Below are 16,110 nucleotides of genomic sequence, written 5' to 3' on the forward strand. Positions count from 1 at the left end.
GCCGTGGCAGCAGCGCCCTCCGGCCGTCCCCCTCTTTTTGCGGGGACCTGAGGACTTATCCGTGCCTGCAATTAATCCTAAATATTGATTTACCGCGCCCGCCTACTCGATAATCTCGGTAACGACACCGGCGCCCACCGTGCGGCCGCCCTCGCGGATAGCAAAGCGCAGCTCCTTCTCCATCGCTATCGAGGTGATTAACTCCACGGTCAGCTCCACGCTGTCGCCCGGCATCACCATCTCCACGCCCGAGGGCAAACTCGCCGAGCCAGTCACATCGGTCGTGCGAAAGTAAAACTGCGGACGGTAACCCTCGAAAAACGGCGTGTGGCGGCCGCCCTCTTCCTTCTTCAGCACGTACACCGTTCCCTTGAACTTCGTGTGCGGCGTGATCGAGCCCGGCTTGGCGATCACCTGGCCCCGCTCCAGCTCTCGCTTGTCTACTCCGCGAAGAAGCAATCCCACATTATCTCCCGCCTGTCCGTCATCAAGCAGCTTGCGGAACATCTCCACACCCGTCACCACGCTCTTGCGGCTGTGGCCCATCCCCAGTATCTCCACTTCCTCGCCGACCTTGATCTTCCCCCGCTCGATTCGTCCGGTGCCTACCGTGCCACGGCCCGTGATCGAAAACACGTCCTCCACCGGCAGCAAAAACGGCTTGTCCGTCTCACGTACCGGCTCCGGGATGTAGTTGTCGATCGCATCCATCAGCTCGTCGATACACTTCGTATCTTCCGCGCCAGGCTCGCCGCTCTCCAGCGCCTTCAATGCACTGCCCTTGATCACCGGAATATCATCGCCCGGAAACTCGTAGCTGCTCAAAAGCTCCCGTACCTCAAGCTCCACCAACTCCAACAGCTCCGGATCGTCCACCTGGTCAACCTTGTTCAAAAACACCACGATATACGGCACGTTAACCTGGCGGGCCAGCAATACGTGCTCCCGCGTCTGGGGCATCGGACCATCGGCCGCGCTCACCACCAAAATCGCCCCGTCCATCTGGGCCGCGCCCGTGATCATGTTCTTCACGTAGTCGGCGTGTCCCGGACAGTCAACGTGTGCGTAATGCCGGTTCTCCGTCTCGTACTCCACGTGTGCCGTGGCGATCGTGATCCCCCGCTCCCGCTCCTCCGGTGCCTTGTCGATCGCGTCAAACGGGACATAGTCGGCCAGACCCCGCTTCGAAAGTACCTCCGTGATCGCCGCGGTCAACGTCGTCTTGCCGTGGTCTACGTGGCCGATCGTGCCCACGTTTACATGCGGCTTCGTCCGCTCAAACTTCTTCTTTGCCATCGAAGGAAATCCTCCTGGTAGTGACAAAACTGGAGCCCACGACGGGGTTCGAACCCGTGAACCTCATCCTTACCAAGGATGCGCTCTACCAACTGAGCTACGTGGGCTCAACGCATAAACTATCCTGGAGCGGGAAACGGGACTCGAACCCGCGACCCTCAGCTTGGAAGGCTGATGCTCTACCAACTGAGCTATTCCCGCAAGCTTTTCAGATGGTGGAGGGGGGAGGATTCGAACCTCCGAAGGCGGTGCCGACAGATTTACAGTCTGTTCCCTTTGGCCTCTCGGGAACCCCTCCGAATACCTGGAGCTGGCGATGGGACTCGAACCCGTAACCTGCTGATTACAAATCAGCTGCTCTACCGATTGAGCTACGCCAGCGCTTTAAAACAAATTAGCGCAGAAAATGTGAATAATATATAAGTCTGCCGGCCTTTGTCAATATTTTTAACAAACTGAAGCGAACTGTCAAAATCGCTCAGTTTTTCACCTTCCACAGCGTTCCCTCGGGAGTATCCTCCAGCACGACTCCCCGCTCCGAAAGTTCGTCGCGGATGCGGTCGGCGGCGGCGAAATCGCGTCTGGAACGGGCCGTCGCCCGCTCGGCAATTTTACCCTCCACCCATGCCGCCAGATCGTCATCCGGGCGGTCCGCCTCGTCGGGGCGAAGGACCTCCAGCACCGAATCGACCGCATGCAGGTCGCTGAGCGCCCCGGCGCGGGCTTGCTCGCCCAGCGAGCGGTCGTCGATCAGACGGTTGAGCTCACGCACGTAGTCGAACAGCACGCCCAAGGCCGTGCTGATCGCCAGGTCGTCGGCCAGGTGAGCGCGGAAAGCGGCCACCAGGTCCAACTCCGGCGTTGCGGAAGCACCATCGGGGGCGCTGTAGTTTTCCAGCCGGCGCTCGAATTCACGCAGGCGCTCGACCGCGCTTTCGGCGGCGTGGAGCGCGTCGAACGTGAAATTCAACTTGCTTCGATAGTGGGTCGACAGCAGGAGGTAGCGAAGCGACGAGGGTTTGCAGCCCCTGTCCTGCAGGTCGCGGAACGTGTATTGGTTGCCCAGCGACTTGCTCATCTTCCGGCTTTCCACCAGCAGGTGCTCGGCGTGAATCCAGTAACGGGCGAACTGCTTGCCGGTGGCGCCCTCGCTCTGGGCGATCTCGTTCTCGTGGTGCGGGAAAGCGAGGTCGATGCCCCCCGCATGGATGTCGAACGTTTCGCCCAGGTACTTCATGCTCATCGCCGAGCACTCGATATGCCAGCCCGGACGGCCCTGTCCCCAAGGGCTGGGCCAGGAGAATTTTTCCCGGCGGCCGCCTTTCCAGAGCACGAAATCCCTTACATGTTCCTTGTCGTAACTGTCGCTGTCGATCCGGGCGCCGTCGCGGATCCCCTCGCGGTCGAGCCGGCTCAACTTACCGTAATTATCGAAACCAGCAATCCTATAATATACCGACTCACCGCTGGTATACGCAAGCCCCCTGTCCTGGAGCCGGCCGATAAAGCCGATAATGTCCGCGATATGGTCCGTGGCGCGGGGGTAGAGCTCGGCGCGGGCGATCCGCAGGTTGTCCAGGTCATCGAAAAACGCGTCGATATACCTGTCGGTGTACTCGCGAAGGCCCACTCCCTCGCTCTCGGCCCCGCTGATAGTCTTGTCGTCCACGTCGGTCAGGTTCATGATCTCGTTCACCCGATAGCCGCAGAAGAGCAGGCAGCGGCGGAGCATGTCGCTGAAGATGAACGTGCGGAAATTACCGATATGGGCGTAATCGTAGACCGTCGGCCCGCAGACATAGATTCCCACCTCCGGCGGATTCAGCGGCTCCAGTTTCTCTTTGCGGCGGGTAAGGGTGTTGTAGATATAAAAATCCTGCATTGTTGATGATTATCCCTGCCTGACGTTCCTGCTGCCCGGCTTGACAAGTTCCAGCCCCTGCGCGCACAGCGGGCAGTTTTCCGGCTCGTAGGTCACCACATCGGCCTTGACCAGGCTCACCAGGCCCGGCACCGGCGGCGGGCCGTCTCCCGAACGGTCCACCAGGCAGCAGGTGCCCACCACTTCCGCCCCGGCCTCCTCGGCCATGCGGACCGTCTCGAGCAGCGAGCCGCCGGTTGTGACCACGTCCTCCACCACCACCACTCTCTCACCCCGCTCCAGGGCGAAGCGGCGGAGAGTCATTTTCCCGTCCCGGCGCTCGGCGAATACCGCCCGGACCCCCAGGGCCCGGCCCAGTTCGTGGCCGATAATCAACCCGCCCATCGCCGGGCTGAGCACCGTACCCACATCCAAGGGGCCAAGCTTGGCAGCCAGATCGGCGCCGAGTTTTTCGGCCGCCGCCGGGTGTTGAAGGACCCTGGCGCACTGGAAGTAATGGGGGCTGTGCAGGCCGCTGGTCAGGCGGAAATGGCCCTCGAGATAAGCGTCGTATTTGGAGAATAGTTCAAGGACCTGTTCGGGTGTCATTTTAGAGTTCCTTCAAATTAAAAAAATTTGGATAACTTAAATCGAATATCGGCGGGCGAACACAAGGTTCGCCCCTGCGGCAAATCCCTGTCCATGATTGGGATAGCGAATCAGCCTGGCGCACATTATCCCGCTGCATCATCTTGATTTAACTTTGGCTTTCAAAGCTTGTGGGCGGTGCCGATCAGGGAACCGATCTCCTCGACTTCCATCTCAGCGCACCACCCGGCCAGGCCCTCGATCACCTGGCGCGCGGCCTGGGGATGGACGAAACTGGCGGTGCCCACCTGGACCAGGCTGGCCCCGGCCATGATATATTCCAGCGCGTGCTCGGCGTTGACAATCCCGCCGATCCCGATAATCGGCAGCGGGTGGTCCATCCGCAGCATCTGCTGGTAGACCTTGTACACACAGGCCACGCCCACCGGTCGAATGGCCGGGCCGCTCAGCCCGCCGAAGCCGTGGGCCAGCACGGGCTTGCGGCGCTTGATGTCGATTTTCATCCCGGGCAGGGTGTTGATCAGACTCAGCGCGTCGGCCCCCGCCTCCACGGCCGCTTCGGCCAGGGCGGCGATATCGGTGACATTGGGGGTTAGCTTGGCGATCACCGGCACTTCGACTTTAGCGCGGATACCCGAGACAACGCTACGCACGCTCTTGCAGTCGGCGCCGAAATGGATATAGCCGGCCTTGATATTGGGGCAGCCCAGGTTGACCTCCAGGGCGTCCACGCCATCGGCCCGCCCCACCGCCTCGGCCACCTCGATAAATTCCTCGACACTGAAACCCGCGACATTGACCACCACCCGCGAGTTACCGGCGTGTTTCACAATCCAGGGCAGCTTCTCGTCCAGGAACACGTCGAGCCCCACGTTGGCCAGGCCGATAGAGTTGAGCATCCCGCTGTCGGTCTCCACAATCCGCGGAGTCGGGTTGCCCTTGCGCGCCTGGCGGGTGATTGTCTTGGTCACCAGCGCGCCGAGTTCGCTGAACGGCATGATGTCGAAATACTCATCCCCGTAGCCGAACGTGCCGCTGGCCACCAGTACCGGGTTCTGGAACTCCAGGCCCATGCAGCGGATTGTCAGGTCAGGGTCCATGCGACCTCGAAACCGTTGAATACCGGACCGTCGGTGCAGCAGCGCCTGTAAACCGTCTCGTCCCCGTTCCAGACCGGGATCACGCATCCCTGGCAGATACCCTTGCCGCAGGCCATGTACTCCTCGCAGCCTGTCTGGAACAGTTCCACTTTTTCCGGAGATATGATCGCGGCCACGGCCGCCATCATCGCGTTGGGTCCGCAGGCGTAGAGCGCCGGAGGGGATTCGACAGCGGAGAACATCGGGGCGAAAATATCGGTGATCAGGCCGCGGTGGCCCACCACGCCGTCCTCGGTGGCCACGTGGATTTTAACCCCGTCCGGCAGGATTCCCGCCAGGTCCACAACTCTGGCGCCGGTCAACTCACCGTAGATCAACTCCACTTCCAGGCCGAGTTCCCCGGCCAGCTTGCCGGCCAGCATCGCCATCGGCGGCAGGCCGATCCCGCCGCCGAGCAGGATCGCGCGGCCCGCTTTCCGGGGCATCGTGAAGGAATTACCCAGCGGACCGAACTCGCCGATCCTGTCGCCCGGCTGAAGCCCCGCCATCCAGCGGGTCGCCTTGCCGAACGTGCGGAACATGATTTCTACCCGGCCGGCTCCATCGGTGCGGTAATAACTGAACGGCCTGGGCAGAAACACGTTCGAGGCGCCCGGGCTGGGGCTGATCATGCAGAACTGTCCCGGCTGGATAACTCCCGCCAGCGCCGGGAGATCGTAAGACAGAACGAAGGTATCCTCGGCCAGCTGAGTTATTCCCGCGACTTCCACCCACTCGAAAGACGGACTCAAACACCACCTCCCGCACCCGCTCCGTGTTGCTCCCAGTATAACCGCCTGCGCATCTGCAGCCAGCTCTCCTGGCCCGGCAGCGGACGCGCGCCGGGGGCCACGGCTCCACCAGCCGGGCTGGCGGCCCGCTCGATTCTGGGGGGCGTGTAAGCGGCCAGTTCATCGAGGTAGAAATTGGCCGGCCGCTCCGGGATTTCGAGTCCCAGTCTGCGGCGGGCGCGGTCGGCGTAGCGGGTGTCGGGGAAATTGGCGATCACGAGGTCCAGCGCCTGGCTGTAGCGTGCGCTGTCACCGAGCATCTCGCTGACCCCGGCGATATTGATCGCGGCCTTGGGCGCCCAGATCGTATTGGGATATTCGAACAGCACGCGCTCGTAGCGGGCGAGGGCGATCTGGTAGTCGCCCTTGTTTTCGTGGTTTTCGGCCAGCAGAAATTCCAGCCGGGCCAGGGCGTCGCGGTTGGTGGTACTGTCGCTGGCCTCGATCTGCACGTAGATCGTGAACAGGTCCCGCACGTCACTGATCTGCTCTGCGGCAGCCTCGATAAAAACCGAGTTAGGGTCATCGCGGCGCACGCCCCTTAAGCTCATCTCGGCCAGCTTGTAGGACAGCAGACGCTGGCTGAGTCCGAGCAGAGGCTCGATCGTTTTGGAGGTGAGGCGGAATTCCAGCAGTTCCAGGCTGTCGACCGCAATCGAATCAAGCTGGCCGGGATGTTTGATATAGTCTTTATAGAGCAAACCCAGCTCGTACCAGGCGGCGGCCGAATAGCCCGTGCGCGGCACATCTTCGAGAATTTTCTCGAAACCCTCCTTGGCCTCCCGGTAACGGTTCAGATATGTGTACTCCACATTGATCCCCAGCCTGGCCTCCGCGCGCTCCTCGATAAAGCGCGCCTGCTGGAGAGCCTGGTTGTAAAGCTCGAGAGCTTCCTCGTGCTCCTCCATCCTGCTGCGGCTGCGGGCCATGCTGATCAATCCCTCCCACTTCTGGGCCTCGTTGTCGCCTTTTTCATAAAGCTCCCCGAAAATCTTCAGGGCCTGTTCGTACTCGGCATTTTCGAAATGGATCGAGGCGATCAGCGAGAGGACCTCGCCCATCCGGTCGAAATCATCGTAGTTCTCGCGAATGCCGATAAGCACTTCCCAGGCGCGCTCGTAATTTTCCAGTTCGAACAGGGTGCGACCCAGGTTGAACTGGGCCAGGGGACGGTACTCGCTTTTGGGGAAATTATCCAGCAGCCTTTCGATACCAAGTTCGGCCAGGCCGATATCGCCGCGCTCCAGATCGGTCAGAACGAGGTAGTACTGGGCGTCATCGCGGAACTTACTCTTTTTCTGGGTTTCGAGCAGCTTACGGAAACTGGATTCGGCCTGGATAAACCGGTTGAGCTGAAAGAACGCCTTGCCCATCAGGATCAGCGCGTCGTCGCTGCGACGGCCCTCGGGGGCCTGGGCCAGGAAGGCCAGGCATTTGCGCGCCGCCTCCTCGAAAAACTGCTGGCCCGGGACCTGAGTCTGGTTTCCCACTCGTCTGGTGAAGGCGTAGTTGATTCCCTTGGTCTGCAGCCGGACCCGTTCGACCTCGGCCATGCCCTGTTTATAAGCCTCCTTGGCCCAGAACACCGAGTTATATGTCCGGTAGCCCGTACACCCGGCCGCAATCAATACCGCCAGTGTGGTCGAGACACCCACGGCGGCCAACATTTTCCCAAGCATACTCAACTCCATGCCAGCTAACAAGTTCCCCGCTTCATTGTCTCCGGCGCAGGCTCACGAGCCGTTGGCTAGCTTGCGATGATACTGTTCCACGTATTTGATTATCCCGTTGGTGATCGCATCGGCCAACCTGTCGCGGAAAGCCGAGGTGTTCAGTTTTTTCTCATCGCCCGGATTGGAGATATAGGCTGTTTCCACCAGCGCCGCGGGCATGTAACTTCCGCGCAGTACCGCAAAATTCGCTTGCCCCAATCCGAGGTCCTTCAATCCGTTGATAACCGCCAAATCCCTCTGAATAAACATACTCAGATCCTGACTCTCCCGTAGTTGCTCATTCTGGGCCATATCCTGGAGAATCAGGCCAATCTCATCGTTACCCGGGCTGACTTTCCCCTCGACTTCGTATTTCAGCGCCTCATTTTCCAGCATCTCGGTAGCTCGATCTTCATTCGTCTTGGCTTCGCTGAGGAAAAACGTTTTAGAGCCATTTGTACTTCTGCTCGATGAGGCATTAACATGGATACTGACAAACAAATCGCCATTCAGTTTATTGGCAATCGAGCCTCTATCGCCCGCATAAATGTATTTATCGTTATCCCGAATAAGCAGGATTTTAAGATTTGTTTTATTTTTGAGGTTTCGTACAAGTTTTTTTGCGATATCCAGGACAATGTGCTTTTCGTGAAGTTTGTAATTTCTGGCAATTGTACCTGGGTCTTTTCCCCCGTGGCCGGGATCGATCACCACCGTTCGGATCCGGTAGCTCCGGCCGTCATGGGTGGCGACAGCCGGCCGGGACGGTGAGCTTGCTCCGCGGTCGACCAGACGGCGCCCGGTCTTGTCGTAGATGAACCTGTGGGGCAGCAGACGCGGAAGGTATTCTACGGCCAGCTGCAACGGCACCAGGAACCGTCCGGCCTCCAGGCGGGGGGCGGCCACCAGTTGATAGCTGTTCCCCCCGGCCTGGAAAAACGCGACCATATCATCGAAACTGAACTCCGTTCCGCCGATACGCCAATCGATCCCGGCTCCCGGAATTCTCCAGACCAGCCGGCCGCCGAGAAACTTATCGAGTTCCCGCAGATCGAGAAACCCGCCTGAGTCGCGGCTGAAGACTTCGATCTCCCCGGCCGCCGCGCCCGGCTCACCGACGATTCTGAACACAGCCGCGGCGGACAGTTCAGCGTTTCCGCCAACCAGCGCCGCAATCAGCGCCAGTCCGGCCATCCAGGTAACAGCCTTGTTCCGGTCATGTGGCGTTGATCTCATCGGCCCGGCTCACAGATCCCTTACTTTACGCAATTCGCGTTCGGTTTCACGCTCGGCGGTCTTTCGCTTGAGGTCCTCGCGCTTGTCGTGGAGCTTTTTGCCCCGTGCCAGTGCGATTTTGACTTTCGCCCAGCCATCGCGGAAATAGATACTCAGCGGGACGAGGGTGAGCCCGCGTTCGAGCACTTTCGTCTGCAGCCTGCCGATCTCCCGGCGGCTGAGCAGCAGCTTGCGTTCGCGCAGCGGGTCGTGGTTGTTCCGGTTACCCTGGCTGTATTCGTCGATGTGGCAGCCCACCAGGAACACTTCGCCGTCACGGAGCTGGGCGTAGCTCTCCGGCAGGCTGGCCTTGCCGCTGCGCAGTGATTTGACCTCGGTGCCTGTCAGCACGAGACCGGCCTCGAACTCCTCGATAATATGGTACCGGTAGCGGGCCTTGCGGTTACGGCACACCACCCGGACATTTTCCTCGTCCTTTGTATCTTTTCCAGCCATGATTGATGTCTTGTCCTGGATGATCCGACCAGCCGCGAGTGCTCCTCCGGGTTAATACACCCGGCCTGCTTCCGATGTTCGCGCGGGGCGCCCGCGACGAACTATGTATGATAGATTTACGGACGTTGAAAATCAAGAAAAATGCTTGACACTACCTGATGGTCCGGCTATTTTACACGCCCTAAATACACGGGGGTCCCATTGATGGGGGCGGACGTCTGGAAAAGGCGCCCGGGTTGTACGGACAGCCCGCCTCGTACGATTTGCGGTGCCGAAGTGGTGAAATTGGTATACACGCTAGTTTCAGGGACTAGTGGGAGCAATCCCGTGGGGGTTCGAGTCCCCCCTTCGGCACCAAGTTCTTGCAAACCCGCCACAGTTAAGCATCTGCCGCCTCACCCTCCCCGCCGGGAGCGTATAGGGAGCGTTTGGGAGCATCCAGCAGGGCGACAGGGCGGTAATCATCAAGCCACCGCTTTGCATCTTTGCAATGAACCATCATCCCCGCCTCGGACTACCGCGTTTTTATCGTCTTTCAACAAATCGATGACCCTGAATTTAAGCCTGTCATGATCGACTTTTTCGACTCGGATACCATAGTTTTCTAACAGTGATACACTCCTGGCGGCACAGCCAAAAGACAATAGGAATAGACATGGGAGCAAGATTGGCTGACTGATATTGAACCCTTATCTGTTGTCAATCATTCCCCGCTTCCTTCCTGCCAAACACGCTGAACAGGCTGGGAATAACGATCATATTCAGAGCTGTGGAGCTTAGCAGCCCTCCAAGGATTACGATAGCCATCGGCGTTTCGATTTCCTTACCAGGCTCACCTCCGCCGAGAGCCAACGGAACAAGCGCCAGCGCAGCGGTCAGGGCGGTCATCAAGATCGGGTTAAGCCGTTCAAGCGATCCTCTGACAATTGCCTCACCGAACTCCAAGCCCTCTCCAAGCAAGTGCTGGTAATGGCTGACCATCAGGATGCCGTTTCGGGTAGCGATCCCAAACAGGGTAATAAAGCCCACCAGAGAGGCGATGCTTATTACGCCGCTGGAAAAGTACACGGCCCAAATACCACCGATCAGAGCCAGAGGGAGATTGGCCAGGATGAACAGTGCAGGCCTCATCGTGCCAAACTCGATGTAAAGAATCAGGAAAATCCCTGCCATTACTAGCAGGCTGAGTAATGATATGGTTCGGGTAGCCTGCTGCTCGCTCTCGAACTGCCCGCCGTACTCGACATGGTATCCAACGGGCAACTCGACATTCCGGTCCACTCTTTCGCGGATTTCTTCGACCACTCCCCGAAGGTCACCGCCGGTCACGTTGGCCTGAACCACGATCTTGCGCTGGACGTTCTCGCGGCTGATGGAGTTTGGCCCCCGCTCGTAATAGACATCGGCCAAGCCGCTGAGCGGGACCTTGGCCCCCATCGGCGTATCGAACATTGCCGTGCGAACTTTTTCCAGGCTGCCCCAGCTCGACGAGTCGTAGCGCACATTTAGACTGAAACTGCGCTGCTGCTCCATCACCTGCGTGGCTTCCTCTCCGGCCAGCGCGATATCCACCATCTCCGCAAGTTCCCGGACCGAAATCCCGTATGCAGCCAACCGGTTTCTGTCCGGCCTGATTCTCACCTGCGGGACATCCACCTGCTGCTCCACCGCCAGGTCCACCAATCCTTCCACGCCCTCCATCTGTGCCTGTACGTTCTGGGCCAGAGAGCGAAGGCGATAGAGATCAGTGCCGAAAATTTTAACCGCGATGTTGGCTCTGGTACCGGAAAGCATGTGGTCAATCCGGTGGCCGATCGGCTGGCCGATAGTGATACTTGTACCGGGGACTGTTGCGAGTGAATTGCGCAGTCTCTCCAGGAACTCATCCTTGTCGGCACCATTAAGCTCGATATCCACGTCGATCTCCGCTCCGTTTACTCCCTGCGCGTGCTCATCAAGCTCGGCACGGCCTGTGCGCCTGGCAGTAGATATCACTTCCGGATGCCGCAGCAATATCCGCTCGACCAGCCTGCCGATCCCGTTGGACTCATCCAGCGAGGTCCCAGGCATTGTTGCCACACTGAGCGTAAGCGAACCCTCGTTAAATTCCGGCAGGAAGGACCTGCCCAACGTGGGCACTACAGCCAACGAAATAGCCAGGGCCACAGTGGAAGCTGCGATAACGGCGCGTGGATAGCGCAAGGTCACATCCAGCACCTTGCGGTATACCTGTTTGAGCCTGCTGACCAGCCAGCTGTCACCCTCGGTCCGCAGTGCTTTGGATTCAGGCAGCAGGTATGAGCTAAGTGCGGGAGTAACTGTCAGGGCGACCAGCAGGGAGGCGAAAATCGAAGTGATGTAGGCGAACCCCATCGGTTGCAGCAGCCGTCCCTCAATTCCGCTAAGGAAGAACAGCGGGACGAAGACTATGATGATAATCAGCGTGGCATTGATCATTGGAGCCATGATTTCGGTCGAGGCTCCGGCGATCACCTCCTGGACCGGCCGTTTTTCCGCTGGAGGACGATGGTGGTTTTCTTTGATCCGGCGAAACACGTTTTCCACATAAATAATTGCGTCGTCAACCAGCGCGCCGATAGCAATTCCCAGCCCGCCCAGGGTCATTGTGTTGATCGTCACACCGAACAGCTTGAAAGAAAAAATGGCGGCTACGATGGACAGCGGGATGGCTACCACCGAGATGACTGTAGTACGGATATTACCCAGGAACAGCAGCAGGACGATCACCACCAGGATCGCCCCGTCCCGGAGTGCACTCATCACGTTGCTCACAGCCACTGTGATAAAATCCGCCTGACGGTAGATCGAAGTGTCCACCGTGATCCCGGCCGGCAGGGTTCGCACGATATCGGCCAGGGCGTTCTCGATATCCTCCGTCAGGGCCAGCGTGTTGACGTCCGGCTGTTTCTGCACCATCACGATCACCGCGGGCCTGGTATTTACCGCTGCATCGCCGAACTTCACCGCCGGACCGATTCTCACCTCCGCAACGTCGCGGATCAGCACCGGCTGACCGCCACGAACAGCCACTACAGAGTGGCTAATTTCCTCAAGGCTATTCACCCGTCCTAGCCCTCGAATCAAGTACTCTTGCCCGGCGTCCATGAACCTTCCGCCGGAAAAACTTACGTTGCATTCAGCAGCCGCGTCGTAAACTTCCTTCAGGGTCACGTCATAGGCGGCCAGCCGGTCCGGCCTAACCCGCACCTGGTATTCCTTGACCTCCCCGCCCATGGGAACCACCTGCGAAACGCCTGGCACCGCCAGCAGCCTCCGGCGGATAGTCCAGTCGGCTATCTCCCTGAGTTGCATCTCGCTGACTTGCTCGTTCTGCGAAGATGAGCTGTCAGCAGTGAGGCTTACCAGCATGATCTCGCCCATGATCGAGGAGATCGGAGCCAACACCGGCGGATCGACCATCGGCGGCAGGGAACGCTGGGCGATCTGCAGCTTTTCGGTGACTATCTGACGGGCGATGAATATGTCCGTGCCCCAGTCGAACTCCACCCAGACAATCGAAATTCCCGCTGCGCTGACTGAGCGGACCCGGCGGATTCCGGTCGCGCCGTTGACCGCGGTCTCGATAGGGAAGGTGACCAGTATTTCCACTTCCTCGCTGGCCATCCCGTGGGCCTCGGTGAGTACGGTCACGGTTGGCGCGGTCAGATCGGGGAATACGTCTATCGGCAGGCGTATCGCGGTGATCACCCCGCTGATCAGAAAAAACAGCGCGGCTACCACCACAACGAGCCTGTACTTGAGGGATAGATTTATCAGTCTGGAAAACATCGCTTCTCCAATAATTAATTTACCGGTGTCCCGGCAACTGAACTTTCAAAGATTATCAGTGGGCGTGTCCGTGCCCGCTGGGCACAATGCTGGTCAACGAAGCCAGTTTGACCTGGTAGGCTCCGGCGGTCACCACCCGATCATTCGGGCCGATCCCGTCCAGCACCTGCGTGAATCCCCTGTCACTGACACCGGTTTCGATTTCTCTTCTGACAAACGACTCTCCCCCGGCTTGGACGTAAACTATCGGCTGACCGTTATCGTCCAGAATTGCCGAATCGGGAATTGACAAGGCTTCCACGGTCTGTCCCGTATATAGCGATACCTCTGCGAACATGTTTATTTTCAGTCTTCTTTCCGGGTTGTCCATTTCGAACACCACCGGCACGGTCCGCGATTGACGGTTCACCCACTGCCCCACCGACAGGAGTTTTCCGTTGAGTTCACTCACCACGAATTTATCCCCGCTGCTCTCGATACTGAATACCGCATCGGTGATACTGTCCACCCGGCCATAGAGTGTGATCGGAAGCATCACTTCCAGCCTGACCCGGTGTGGGTCGGTGACCGTGAACAATGGCTGGCCGGGAGTAACTTCCTCACCCAGCTCGAATCCTACCCTGTCCACAACTCCGGCCAGGGGGGAGCGAATGGTGAAGTTGAGTTGACCGGTACCGTCACTACTGGATGGTTCGCCGCCCGTGACAGCCCGGTAGGCCGCCCCGGCGACCTCGAACCTGAGTCTGGCCTCGTCTAGACGGCGCTCAGGGACAGCCTCGCGGGCCAACAGACGCTCGGCCCGCACGTACTCCGCTTTGGCCCGCAGGTACTCGCCGCGGATACCCGCGAAACCAGCCTTTGATGATGCGGAAGGAGTAATCGTGACCAACGTTTGGCCCTTTTCAACCCATTCCCCGGCCTGGGGAGCGCCCGCGTTCAAAACCGGATCGACAAATCCTGCGGCCAAAGCCGGCACCCGGGCATGCTTGTCGAAGGCGGGCAGGATTTCCCCACGTGCCTTGACCGACGCGTTGAGGGATTTGATTTGTGGTAAAGCCGTTTGGAACTCGATCTGCCACTGTTGCTCCTTGAGGAAGCTTACTTCCTCGCCATTCGCCGCTGCTTCATCCGCATGAGGCACCAGGTTTTCGCTTTGATAAACCTGAACCTCGCCCACTTCGATCCTGTCATCGACCTGTTCGCTTTCAATGTGAAGGTTCAGCCGGTAAGTTCCAGCGGCTGGCACGGTAATCTCGGGCAAATAGATTCCCGTTCGTGCGGGCTCGCGGCTGACCACTTCATAGCGCTTTCCGCCATCGGTTAATTCTACCGTGAGAGTACCGGAGCGCACCGGCTCAAACGTTTCGAGAGCAGTGAGGTGGACTACCAGGCTCACCGGCTGGCCAGCCACCAGTGGCGGGTACTCCATAAACAACTCGGTCCTGTCGGTCCAGAGGGTGACAGCAACCGCTTCACCGCCGTGGCCGTGTTCGTCAGGTGAGCCGTCAGTATGACTCCCCCCGCTGTCCCGGCAGGCCAATCCGCTCGCGGCAATAGCTACCGCCAGTATCCAGAATAAAAGCTTTTGCATGATATCACCCTGATTGTTTATTAGAATCATTGCAGCTCACCGCCGGTCAGATATTCGAGCCGGTAGAGGCCGAGGTAAGTGTCCCTGAGCAGTCCGTAACGTAAAGTGGCGTCTTCGGTGTAAGTTCTTACCGCGTCGATCAGTTCGATAAGGGATATTTCCCCCTCCATGTATGAGAACTTCGCTGTCTCTACCATTGCCTCCGAGTTTTCGGGTATGGTCTGCCTGTATTCGGCCAGTTGAGTTCTCAGCCTGTTGTAACTCTGACAGGCCACCATGATTTCTGCCTCGATTTGTCGCTCAAGGGTCGTTACCGTCAGTTTGGCCGCATCGAGACGAGCCTGATTACCTGCTACCGTTCCCTGGTTTCTGTTGAACAGGGGCAGTTCCACGCTCAATCTACCCACCGGTCCCTCGAATCCGTCAATCTGACGCTTGTATCCTAATCCTAAATTCACTCCCGGCAGGGCAGCCCTGCGGGCAGCCTGCACGGCAGCCCCGGAGGCTGCAATCCGGGCACGGGCGCGCTGAAGGTCGCCCCTGCGTTCGAGAGCGGCGGATACCAGCTTATCCACAATAAGCCCTGGCAATTTGCCAGCGAACGAATCCTCAGTTTCCACTTTCATCTCAAGGTTATCCCGATAAACCAACAGGCTCAGGTTTGACTCATGCCGGGTCAGTTCATTTTCAGCCGCTACGAAGTCACGCTCGGCCCGCAAAACCTCGAATGCGATCCGGCGCTGATCGTACCCGCTGATATCTCCCTCGGCTTTCAGCAACTGGGATTTGCGCTTGATATCGAGCAGTAAATCAGTGGACTTTTGGCGGGCTTCGAGTTCCAGGCTGACGTAGTGAGCAGCCAGGTAAAGCCGGCGGGTCTGGAAGCGGACAAGTTCCCTCTTGTTGTCTAGACCGAAGTTTTCAGCTTCCAAAAGAGCTTCGGCTTCACCGATACGGGGACCGCGCCGCCAGAGGAAATTGAGCGGCATTTCGGCGGCAATAATCCACTCGCCGCCATCGATACCGTTAAGATCGAGTTCCTCGCGATCATAGTTGAGAGAAGGATTTGGGAGAAGTGATCGGGTCTGCAACTCAGCCCGTGCCTGCTCGATTGCAAAACTCTGGATACCAAGCGCCGGGTTGAGTCTAAGCGCCCGCTCAACCGCCTGGTCCATTGTGATCTTTTCCGCTTGTACCGTTCCCCCGCAGATAAATACGGACAGGACCAGCAGAACGGAAACATAGTATTTCCGCATGGTTGGTTTCTTGTTTGAGTTATAAATGGGTTGATAAAATATGGACGCGGCAGTGGGCCGCTATACACGATTACGAGGATAATCAGGCTGTGGGAGGGGAGAGGTCGGTCAGGGATGTGATAAAAATTAAACTTAATCTTGGTGGGTTTTCGATTGTGTTTGTGACAGTTGTCGCTATTGTCTCTGAATCTCTTTGTAACAAATCCAGAGTGCAGGCTGGGAAGGGGATTCGTATTTTCAAGGATTTAGATTGTATTGGAGGGTAGACTACTAAATAGGAACTATTTAATAAGAGATGACTGGCAGTTGATTGT

The 16,110-nt window shown here is 58.4% G+C and carries 11 protein-coding genes and 5 tRNA genes; 1 reads left to right on the forward strand and 15 read right to left on the reverse strand.

All coding sequences use genetic code 11. From position 1 onward, the window contains the following. Window positions 1-102: 102 nt before the first annotated feature. The 12 genes from tuf to smpB form a co-directional block, all read right to left on the reverse strand. The gene (tuf, locus tag FVQ81_04360) at window positions 103-1,296 is read right to left on the reverse strand and encodes an elongation factor Tu (protein MBW7995806.1); all 1,194 of its coding nucleotides are present in this window, start codon (window positions 1,294-1,296) and stop codon (window positions 103-105) included. Window positions 1,297-1,326: 30 nt separating this feature from the next. Continuing rightward, window positions 1,327-1,403: transfer RNA gene (locus FVQ81_04365), tRNA-Thr, on the reverse strand. 18 nt (window positions 1,404-1,421) lie between these two features. Further along, window positions 1,422-1,497, reverse strand: a tRNA-Gly gene (locus FVQ81_04370). 12 nt (window positions 1,498-1,509) lie between these two features. Continuing rightward, window positions 1,510-1,594: transfer RNA gene (locus FVQ81_04375), tRNA-Tyr, on the reverse strand. 7 nt (window positions 1,595-1,601) lie between these two features. Beyond that, a tRNA-Thr gene (locus FVQ81_04380) sits at window positions 1,602-1,677 on the reverse strand. 97 nt (window positions 1,678-1,774) lie between these two features. After that, window positions 1,775-3,178 (reverse strand): cysteine--tRNA ligase, encoded by a 1,404-nt coding sequence (locus tag FVQ81_04385; protein MBW7995807.1) that lies wholly within the window; start codon window positions 3,176-3,178, stop codon window positions 1,775-1,777. Between the two features lie 9 nt (window positions 3,179-3,187). Further along, window positions 3,188-3,766 carry an orotate phosphoribosyltransferase gene (locus FVQ81_04390; GenBank protein ID MBW7995808.1) on the reverse strand — a complete coding sequence of 193 codons (579 nt, stop codon included), beginning with the start codon at window positions 3,764-3,766 and terminating at the stop codon, window positions 3,188-3,190. Window positions 3,767-3,927: 161 nt separating this feature from the next. Next, entirely contained in the window at window positions 3,928-4,866 is a 939-nt protein-coding gene (locus tag FVQ81_04395) for a dihydroorotate dehydrogenase (GenBank protein ID MBW7995809.1), read from the reverse strand. Then, window positions 4,851-5,657, reverse strand: a complete 807-nt coding sequence (locus FVQ81_04400; protein ID MBW7995810.1) for a hypothetical protein — start codon at window positions 5,655-5,657, stop codon at window positions 4,851-4,853. The genes FVQ81_04395 and FVQ81_04400 overlap by 16 nt, the downstream gene beginning before the upstream one ends. Further along, window positions 5,654-7,387, reverse strand: a complete 1,734-nt coding sequence (locus tag FVQ81_04405) for a tetratricopeptide repeat protein (protein ID MBW7995811.1) — start codon at window positions 7,385-7,387, stop codon at window positions 5,654-5,656. Before FVQ81_04405 ends, FVQ81_04400 begins: the two co-directional genes overlap by 4 nt. Window positions 7,388-7,429: 42 nt before the next feature. Further along, window positions 7,430-8,644: an N-acetylmuramoyl-L-alanine amidase gene (locus FVQ81_04410; GenBank protein MBW7995812.1), complete on the reverse strand. Its 1,215-nt coding sequence runs from the start codon at window positions 8,642-8,644 to the stop codon at window positions 7,430-7,432. A gap of 9 nt (window positions 8,645-8,653) precedes the next feature. Next, on the reverse strand, window positions 8,654-9,139 hold the full coding sequence (gene smpB / locus FVQ81_04415; GenBank protein ID MBW7995813.1) for an SsrA-binding protein SmpB: 486 nt from the start codon (window positions 9,137-9,139) through the stop codon (window positions 8,654-8,656). Between the two features lie 270 nt (window positions 9,140-9,409). Here smpB and FVQ81_04420 point away from each other — a divergent pair. After that, window positions 9,410-9,496: transfer RNA gene (locus tag FVQ81_04420), tRNA-Leu, on the forward strand. Window positions 9,497-9,838: 342 nt separating this feature from the next. On the opposite strand, the gene FVQ81_04425 is transcribed toward FVQ81_04420, so the two are convergent. From FVQ81_04425 to FVQ81_04435, 3 genes are read right to left on the reverse strand one after another with little or no spacing between them, the layout of a single operon-like run. Further along, window positions 9,839-12,949 (reverse strand): efflux RND transporter permease subunit, encoded by a 3,111-nt coding sequence (locus tag FVQ81_04425; protein MBW7995814.1) that lies wholly within the window; start codon window positions 12,947-12,949, stop codon window positions 9,839-9,841. 55 nt (window positions 12,950-13,004) lie between these two features. After that, on the reverse strand, window positions 13,005-14,570 hold the full coding sequence (locus FVQ81_04430; GenBank protein ID MBW7995815.1) for an efflux RND transporter periplasmic adaptor subunit: 1,566 nt from the start codon (window positions 14,568-14,570) through the stop codon (window positions 13,005-13,007). After that, a complete protein-coding gene (locus tag FVQ81_04435) occupies window positions 14,567-15,796 on the reverse strand; it encodes a TolC family protein (protein MBW7995816.1) in 1,230 nt (409 codons plus the stop codon). Before FVQ81_04435 ends, FVQ81_04430 begins: the two co-directional genes overlap by 4 nt. Between the last annotated feature and the right edge of the window lie 314 nt (window positions 15,797-16,110).

The organism is Candidatus Glassbacteria bacterium (genome assembly GCA_019456185.1).
Lineage (GTDB): Bacteria > Gemmatimonadota > Glassbacteria > GWA2-58-10 > GWA2-58-10 > JAJRTS01.

Coding starts and splice junctions, on each gene's coding strand:
- FVQ81_04385 (MBW7995807.1), bottom strand. CDS start 3,178: ATGCAGGATTTTTATATCTACAACACCCTTACCCGCCGCAAAGAGAAA.
- FVQ81_04410 (MBW7995812.1), bottom strand. CDS start 8,644: ATGAGATCAACGCCACATGACCGGAACAAGGCTGTTACCTGGATGGCC.
- FVQ81_04430 (MBW7995815.1), bottom strand. CDS start 14,570: ATGATTCTAATAAACAATCAGGGTGATATCATGCAAAAGCTTTTATTC.
- tuf (MBW7995806.1), bottom strand. CDS start 1,296: ATGGCAAAGAAGAAGTTTGAGCGGACGAAGCCGCATGTAAACGTGGGC.
- FVQ81_04390 (MBW7995808.1), bottom strand. CDS start 3,766: ATGACACCCGAACAGGTCCTTGAACTATTCTCCAAATACGACGCTTAT.
- FVQ81_04405 (MBW7995811.1), bottom strand. CDS start 7,387: ATGGAGTTGAGTATGCTTGGGAAAATGTTGGCCGCCGTGGGTGTCTCG.
- FVQ81_04395 (MBW7995809.1), bottom strand. CDS start 4,866: ATGGACCCTGACCTGACAATCCGCTGCATGGGCCTGGAGTTCCAGAAC.
- smpB (MBW7995813.1), bottom strand. CDS start 9,139: ATGGCTGGAAAAGATACAAAGGACGAGGAAAATGTCCGGGTGGTGTGC.
- FVQ81_04435 (MBW7995816.1), bottom strand. CDS start 15,796: ATGCGGAAATACTATGTTTCCGTTCTGCTGGTCCTGTCCGTATTTATC.
- FVQ81_04425 (MBW7995814.1), bottom strand. CDS start 12,949: ATGTTTTCCAGACTGATAAATCTATCCCTCAAGTACAGGCTCGTTGTG.